Below are 7,211 nucleotides of genomic sequence, written 5' to 3'. Positions count from 1 at the left end.
GTGCCGGCGGTGGTTACGGCGGCGCCGGAGGCGGCTTCGGTGGCGGCGGCGGCGGTTACGGCGGCGGTGGCCGCGTCGCCTCGGGCCCCTCGACCGAGATGCAGGGCACCGTGAAGTGGTACGACCCGGCCAAGGGCTTCGGCTTCGTGTCGGTGAACGACGGCGGCAAGGACGTGTTCGTCCATCGCTCTGCCCTGTCGCGGGCCGGCCTCGAGTCGCTTGCCGAGGGTCAGACCGTGACGCTCGGTGTGGTCGACGGCCAGAAGGGCCGCGAGGCTCAGAGCATCAACGTCGACGATTGATCGGCGGCGTTTTTGGCGAACGCGGCGGCCTCGCTTCCGCCGCCTTCCCGCTGCGATTGGAACCGGCGGTCCCTCACGGGGCCGCCGTTTTGCGTTCCGGGACGGCAATCGGAGACATCTCATGCGTTGTGCCGTACCGTTCGGAATCCTGCTCGCCCTCGCCACGGCGCAGCAGGCGAGGGCCGAGGATTTCACCGGCGCCTATGCCGGCGTGAACCTCGGCTACGGCTTCGAGCGCGAACGGGAGGCGAAGAAGCCCGGCCCCCTCCCGGAGAAGGACGCGGCGGTTCCGAGCGCGAACGATCTGCCACCGAGCGCGTCGATGGCAGCGAAGTCCCTCCGATCGTCGCGTCCGGCCGCCCGCTGAGACGGGGGACCATCCGCGCTGAGATCGCGGACGGCACCGGGCGCTACTGGCCGGCCATCGCCTTGGTGATGAAATCGCGCCGCACGAAGGTGGCGTAGTCCGGCTGGGCCGCGAGGTTGCCGAGGGCGATCTGCGTATCGAGGGCGATCTTGAGGGCATCGGACGTGATGTCGACGCTTTCCGGATAGACCTTGTCGCCCATCATGCGCTTGACCGCAGCCTCGACCACGGTCGGATCGAGGTTGGGGAACTCCTTCTTCGCCACCGCGACCGCCTTGGCCGGATCGGACTGCATCAGCCGGATCGCCGCCTGCATGCCGTCGACGAAGGCCTGCGCCACCGCCGGATCGACATCCCTGCGCGCGCTCACCGCCGAGAACGCGTAGGGGCCGTACTTCTCGGGGAAGCCGAGGACGACCTTCATCCCCTTGGCGGCGACCTGATCGAGGCCGGGCTCGTACAGCACGGCGACCTTGGCCTGGCCGGCGAGGAACGGGCCCGGCTCGGTGCCGAGCTGCACCTGCGTCAGCGTCACGTCGTCCTTCGACAGGCCGTTCTCCTTCAAGAGCTTGAGGAACAGCGAGGTGCTCGTCGTCGGCATCAACCCGGTGACGATGGTCTGCCCCTTGAGGTCCTTCACGTCGTTGAAGACGAAGTCCGGCGTCGTCGCGATCCACACGGCGGCACCGTTGACGACGTTGGCGATGACGCCGACGGGCGCGCCCTTGGAGGCCGCCACCGCGGTCCATTCCGGGCCGTGGATCGAGAACTGCGCGCTCTTCGAGATCACCGCCGAGAGCGCGACGCTCGGCGCGCCGGCCGTCTCCTTGGTCACGTCGATGCCGGCCTTCTCGAACAGGCCCTCGTCCAGGGCGACGTAGAGCGGCAGGTAGAGCATCGACTGGAAGGCCTGGCTCACGGTCGCCTTCAGCGCCGCCGCCGAGGCGGGCAGGGCCCCCATCAGCCAGGCCGCGGCGACGGTCGCGATGAGGGGACGACGCTGGATCATCGGAAGGCTCTCGTTCTGCTGGCGGGAAGGGCGGGGCGAACGGCCGCGGCGAGCCGCGCTCCGCCGGCTTGGAACTCAGACCTGGACGCTGCAGGCGGTGTCGACCTGCCGCCACGGCAGGATGCGGCGCTCGGCGAAATCGATGACGTGGTAGAGCAGGAAGCCGACGAACATCAGCACGAACAGCCCGACCCAGACGGCGTTGAGGTCGTAGAGCGACGAGGCGTTGTAGATCAGGTGGCCGAGCCCGGCCTGGGACGAGATGAACTCGCCGACGACCGCGCCGACCAGCGCGAAGCCGATGTTGATCCGGAACATCCCGATGATCGCCGGCAGCGTCGACGGCACGATCACCGAGCGGAAGATCCGGTTCTTCGAGGCGCCCATCGAGGCCAGCAGCGCCTGCAGGTCGGGATCGGCGTCCCGGGCGGCCTGGTACGCCGCGATCAGCGCGACCAGCGCCGTCAGCGAGACCGCGAGCGCGACCTTCGAGACGAACCCGGTGCCGAACCACAGGATCACGATCGGGGCGAGCGCGATCTTCGGCACCGAGTTGATCGCGACGATGAACGGCTCGACGATCCGCGCCACCAGCACCGAGTACCAGAGCCCGAGCCCCGCGACCGAGCCGATCGCGGTGCCGATCACGAAGCCCAGGATGGCCTCCACCACCGTGAGCCAGGTGTCGTGGGCGAGGCTGCCGTCGAGCACGCTCTTGACGAACACCCGCCAGATGCCCGAGGGCGCGCCGACCAGGAACTCGGTGAGCCAGCCGGCATCGACCGCGACCTCCCAAGCCGCGAAGAACACGGCCACCGCGAGGAGCTGGATCAGTCCGCGCCCGAGCGTGGTGTCGATCGCCCGTGCCAGGGCACCGGGCCGGCGGCGTCGGGCCGGCGGCGTCGGTCGGCTCGCCGCCTCCGGCGGTGCCTGTTCGTGGGATAGGATCTGGATCGCCATCAGGCCGCCCTCGCGCTGGTCTGGATGTCGAGCTCGCCGCAGAGCGTATTGAAATACTCGGAGAAGCGCGGATCGCTGCGGGCGCCGATCGGCGACCGATCGCTGAGCGCGATGTCGTGCACCGCCTTCACCCGGGTCGGGCGATTGCCCAGCACCACAACGCGCTTCGAGAGCGCCACCGCCTCGTCGATGTCGTGGGTCACGAGCACGACGGTCTTGTGGAAGGTCTCGACCGCGTCGAGCAGCACGCCTTCGAGGTAGAGCCGGGTCTGGTAGTCGAGCGCCGAGAACGGCTCGTCGAGGAGCAGGATGTCCGGATCCATGATCAGCGTCCGGATCAGCGCCGCGCGCTGCCGCATGCCGCCTGACAGGGTCTTGGGGGAGGCGTTCTCGAAGCCGGACAGGCCGAAGCGGGCGAGGTAGTCCCGTGCCGTCTCGGTGGCGGCCCTGGCGTCGACGCCCTTCATCTCCAGGCCGAGCATCACGTTCTGCAGGACCGTGAGCCAGGGGAACAGCAGGTCCTTCTGCATCATGTAGCCGACGCGGCCGGACAGGCCGGGCACGATCTCGCCGCGAAAGCGCATCGTCCCCGCGTCGGGCTCGAGCAGGCCGGCGATCACGTTGAAGACCGTGGTCTTGCCGCAGCCGGACGGCCCGATGATGCTGACGAAGTCGCGCTCGTAGATGTCGAAGCTCAGCCCGTCGAGCACCGGGACGGCACCACCCTTCGCCGGGAACGCCTTGCGGATGCCCCGCAGGGCGAGCTGCACGTCCCGGCCGTTCGCAACCGCATCCATCACCGGCTCCACGCTGACGGCGGGATCCAGCAAGGCCCGGGCCAAACTGCATGCAGAATGCAGGCGCGAGGCCGAATCGGCGAGACACGCGTGATCGCTGGCGCCGGACCAAACGAAGAAGGGCAGAACGCGCGACCGCGTCCTGCCCTGACATCATCGAAGTTCGGAATCTTTTGGTGGGCGCACTAGGGTTCGAACCTAGGACCCGCTGATTAAGAGTCAGCTGCTCTACCAACTGAGCTATGCGCCCGATCGCATTGAGCGATCCGCCGCGGTCCACCAAGTCCCGCTGCGATGCGGGCTGATACCAACCGGGCCGGGGGCTGTCCACCCCGTGTTCGCGGTTTTTGCCCGCGAGCGGGAATTTTCCCCCGGGCCGGTCGGTTTTCGGCCTACTCCGCCGCCGCGTGCTGCGCGTGGAGGCGTACGGCCGAGGCCGAGAGCTTGTTCAGCGCCGAGAGGTAGGCCTTGGCCGAGGCGACGAGGGTGTCGGGGTCGGCGCCGCGTGCGGTGATCGAGCGCTCGCCGGCCTTCAGCCGCACCGAGACCTCCGCCTGGGCATCCGTGCCGGCGGTAACCGCGTGGACCTGGTAGAGCTCGAGCTGCGCCTCGTGCGGCACCAGCGCCTGGATCGCGTTGAACACCGCGTCGACCGGCCCGTTGCCGTCGGCCTCCTCGGTGAGCGTCTTGCCGTCGACGGCGACCTTCATGGTCGCGCGCTGCGGCCCGCGCGTGCCGGCGATGACCGAGAGCGAGACCAGGCGGATGCGGTCGTGCGCGGTGGCGAGATTCTCGTCGACCAGCGCCTCGATGTCCTCGTCGTAGACGTTCTTCTTGCGGTCGGCCAAGGCCTTGAACCGCTCGAAAACGTCCTGCAGCTGGTTGTCGGACAGCCTCAATCCGAGCTCGTCGAGCTTCGAGCGGAAGGCGGCGCGGCCGGAATGCTTGCCCATCACCAGGTTGGTCTTGGTGAGGCCGACCGAGGCCGGGGTCATGATCTCGTAGGTCTCGGCGTGCTTGAGCATGCCGTCCTGGTGGATGCCGCTCTCGTGCGCGAAGGCGTTGCGGCCGACGATTGCCTTGTTGAATTGTACCGGGAAGTTCGTGGCGTGGCTGACGAGCTTCGAGGCCCGGGTCAGCATCGTCGATTCGATGCCGGTCTCGTAGGGCAGCACGTCGGAGCGGGTGCGGATTGCCATCACCACCTCCTCAAGCGCCGCGTTGCCCGCGCGCTCGCCGATGCCGTTGATCGTGCACTCGACCTGCCGCGCGCCGCCCTCGATGCCGGCCAACGTGTTGGCGATCGCGAGGCCGAGATCGTTGTGGCAATGGACCGAGAAGATCGCCTTGTCGGCGTTCGGCACACGCTCGCGCACCGCCTCGAACATCGCGCGGTACTCGCCCGGCGTCGCGTAGCCGACGGTGTCGGGCAGGTTGATCGTCGTCGCGCCGGCCTTGATCGCCGCCTCGACGCAGCGGCACAGGTAGTCGATCGGCGTGCGGGTCGCGTCCATCGCCGACCACTCGACGTCGGCGACGAGGTCGCGGGCCTGCGCCACCGTCTTGAGGATGATCTCGACGACCTCGTCCTCGGTCTTGCGCATCTGGTGCGCGAGATGAATCGGCGAGGTCGAGACGAAGGTGTGGATGCGCCCCTGGCGGGCGTGCCGCACCGCTTCGCCGGCCCGGGCGATGTCGGCGGGGATGGCGCGGGCGAGCCCGGCGATGGTGGCGCGCTTGGCGCGGCGGGCGATCTCCGAGACGGCCTCGAAGTCGCCGTTCGAGGCGATCGGGAAGCCGGCCTCGATGACGTCGACGCCCATCGCGTCGAGCAGCTCGGCGACGGCGAGCTTCTCGTCAAGGGTCATGGTCGCGCCCGGGCATTGCTCGCCGTCGCGCAACGTCGTGTCGAAGATCACGACGCGGTCTTTTTTCGTCTCGGAAACGCTGGTCATCGGTTGTCCACCCTGTCGCGGCGCGCCCCCGCCGAGCGGATCGGGCGGCCTTCGAAGCCTGTGAGGTCGGCCATGCGATCCCCTGAAGGCCCAGGCGAACGCCCGGACGGCCCTCAGGGGCGGGTAAGCAGAAGCGAGCGGAGGGCGCGCGTCAGCGACGCCGCGGTCGCGGCCTCGACGATGACGGGTGCTGAGCCGGCGCTGGCCAAGGCTCGTCTCTCCTCGGCGCCGATCTCGGGACCGCACGGAGATGTGCGGGGCCGGCGACGCAGGCAGCATGGATATCCCTGGTTGGGCCCGAAGACAAGCGCGACCGTTGACCGGCCGAGCGGCGAAACCGGCCGCCGCAACGAAGAAGGCACCCGCGGAGCGATCCGCGGGTGCCTGTAGAGGGAAGAGCCGGGGCGGGCGAGGATCAGACGGCGATGCGCTCCTCGGCGTCCATCGGCTCGCGCAGCACGTAGCCGCGGCCCCAGACGGTCTCGATGTAGTTCTTGCCCTGGCTGGCGTTGGCGAGCTTCTTCCGCAGCTTGCAGATGAACACGTCGATAATCTTCAGCTCGGGCTCGTCCATGCCGCCGTAGAGATGGTTGAGGAACATCTCCTTGGTCAGCGTCGTGCCCTTCCGCAGCGAGAGGAGCTCCAGCATCTGGTACTCCTTGCCGGTGAGGTGGACGCGGGAGCCGGCGACCTCGACGGTCTTCTGGTCGAGGTTCACGATCAGGTCGGCGGTGGTGATCACCGACTGGGCGTGGCCCTTCGAGCGGCGGACGATCGCGTGGATGCGGGCCACGAGCTCGTCCTTGTGGAACGGCTTGGTGAGGTAGTCGTCGGCGCCGAAGCCGAGGCCCTTCACCTTGTCCTCAATGCCGGCCATGCCCGACAGGATCAGGATCGGCGTCTTGACCTTGGCGACGCGAAGGTTGCGAAGCACTTCGTAGCCCGACATGTCGGGCAGGTTCAGATCGAGCAGGATGATGTCGTAATCGTAGAGCTTGCCGAGATCGATTCCTTCCTCACCGAGATCGGTGGTGTAGGTGTTGAAGTTCTCGGACTTGAGCATCAACTCGATGCTCTGCGCCGTGGCGCCGTCGTCCTCGATCAGAAGTACCCGCATCGTCGATCCCCAGCCCGGCCGGCCGTATCAGCGTTCGGACACGTCGCCGCCATTCGTCCGCCACCGGCCTGTGGACGGACGCCCCATCGTCATTGACGTGAAACGCTATTCGTTAATCGTTAACAAAACCTGATTCTGTGTGGCAAGCGATCGTTTGACCCCGCCGCGACCTTTTTGCGTCCGGTGTTTGCGGTCTGTTCTCACCGCACAAACCGTCCGCGGCCGACGCCGCGCCCCCCGCCCCAGCCAAGTCCTTCACCCGTAACGGGCCGCACCCGTTTGTGACCGTTCCGCCACATCCAGCACGCATGTCCTGAGCGGATCGAGGGACCCGGACCAGCACTGCGATCGGCCCCGCTACAAGCCCGATGACCGCAGTGTTAAGGAGGGAGGTAAACGAACCGTTAGGGCTTCAGGAATGACGCAGGACCAGGGTGGGACCGCGGCACGGACGCTCTCGGGAATCCGCGCCGGGCTGGAGCGCGTCGAGCCGCTGGAGACCTACGGACGGGTCGTCGCGATTCGCGGCCTGCTCGTCGAGGTCGCAGGCCCCGTCGCCGCGATGCGGCTCGGCGGGCGGCTCGACGTCGAGGGCGCCGGCAGCGCCGGGCTCATCCCGTGCGAGATCATCGGCTTTCAGGGCGACCGGGCGCTCGCCATGCCGTTCGGCTCGCTCGAGGGCGTCCGCCGCGGCTGCCCCGCCT

General features: G+C 68.3%; 7 protein-coding genes, 1 tRNA gene and 1 pseudogene. 3 read left to right on the top strand and 6 right to left on the bottom strand.

Going from position 1 to position 7,211, the window contains the following annotated elements; translation table 11 throughout:
* Both FV223_RS16110 and FV223_RS16105 read left to right on the top strand, forming a co-directional pair.
* On the top strand, positions 1 to 302 hold a 302-nt coding region (locus tag FV223_RS16110), incomplete at its 5' end, for a cold shock domain-containing protein (protein WP_281407448.1).
* A gap of 121 nt (positions 303 to 423) precedes the next feature.
* Positions 424 to 669: a hypothetical protein gene (locus tag FV223_RS16105; protein WP_147727984.1), complete on the top strand. Its 246-nt coding sequence runs from the start codon at positions 424 to 426 to the stop codon at positions 667 to 669.
* 43 nt (positions 670 to 712) lie between these two features.
* Here FV223_RS16105 and FV223_RS16100 read toward each other — a convergent pair whose 3' ends face one another.
* The 6 genes from FV223_RS16100 to FV223_RS16075 all read right to left on the bottom strand — a co-directional run bounded on the left by FV223_RS16100 (position 713) and on the right by FV223_RS16075 (position 6,507).
* The gene (locus tag FV223_RS16100) at positions 713 to 1,678 is read right to left on the bottom strand and encodes an ABC transporter substrate-binding protein (protein ID WP_147727983.1); all 966 of its coding nucleotides are present in this window, start codon (positions 1,676 to 1,678) and stop codon (positions 713 to 715) included.
* A gap of 75 nt (positions 1,679 to 1,753) precedes the next feature.
* Positions 1,754 to 2,638, bottom strand: a complete 885-nt coding sequence (locus FV223_RS16095) for an ABC transporter permease (RefSeq protein WP_147727982.1) — start codon at positions 2,636 to 2,638, stop codon at positions 1,754 to 1,756.
* Positions 2,638 to 3,435, bottom strand: coding sequence for an ABC transporter ATP-binding protein (locus FV223_RS16090; RefSeq protein WP_147727981.1), 798 nt, complete (start codon positions 3,433 to 3,435; stop codon positions 2,638 to 2,640). Before FV223_RS16090 ends, FV223_RS16095 begins: the two co-directional genes overlap by 1 nt.
* 174 nt (positions 3,436 to 3,609) lie before the next feature.
* Positions 3,610 to 3,685, bottom strand: a tRNA-Lys gene (locus FV223_RS16085).
* A gap of 142 nt (positions 3,686 to 3,827) precedes the next feature.
* A complete protein-coding gene (locus FV223_RS16080; RefSeq protein WP_147727980.1) occupies positions 3,828 to 5,390 on the bottom strand; it encodes a 2-isopropylmalate synthase in 1,563 nt (520 codons plus the stop codon).
* Positions 5,391 to 5,805: 415 nt separating this feature from the next.
* Entirely contained in the window at positions 5,806 to 6,507 is a 702-nt protein-coding gene (locus FV223_RS16075; protein ID WP_147727979.1) for a response regulator transcription factor CtrA, read from the bottom strand.
* A 418-nt stretch (positions 6,508 to 6,925) separates the two neighbouring features.
* Here FV223_RS16075 and fliI point away from each other — a divergent pair.
* Positions 6,926 to 7,211 (top strand): annotated as a pseudogene (gene fliI, locus FV223_RS16070) (flagellum-specific ATP synthase FliI); the annotation flags it as partial.

Origin of the sequence: Methylobacterium sp. WL116 (genome assembly GCF_008039455.1) — a bacterium.
Taxonomy (GTDB): domain Bacteria; phylum Pseudomonadota; class Alphaproteobacteria; order Rhizobiales; family Beijerinckiaceae; genus Methylobacterium.
The sequence above is the reverse complement of the archived record's forward strand: the minus strand, read 5'-3'. Positions and strand labels throughout refer to the sequence as shown.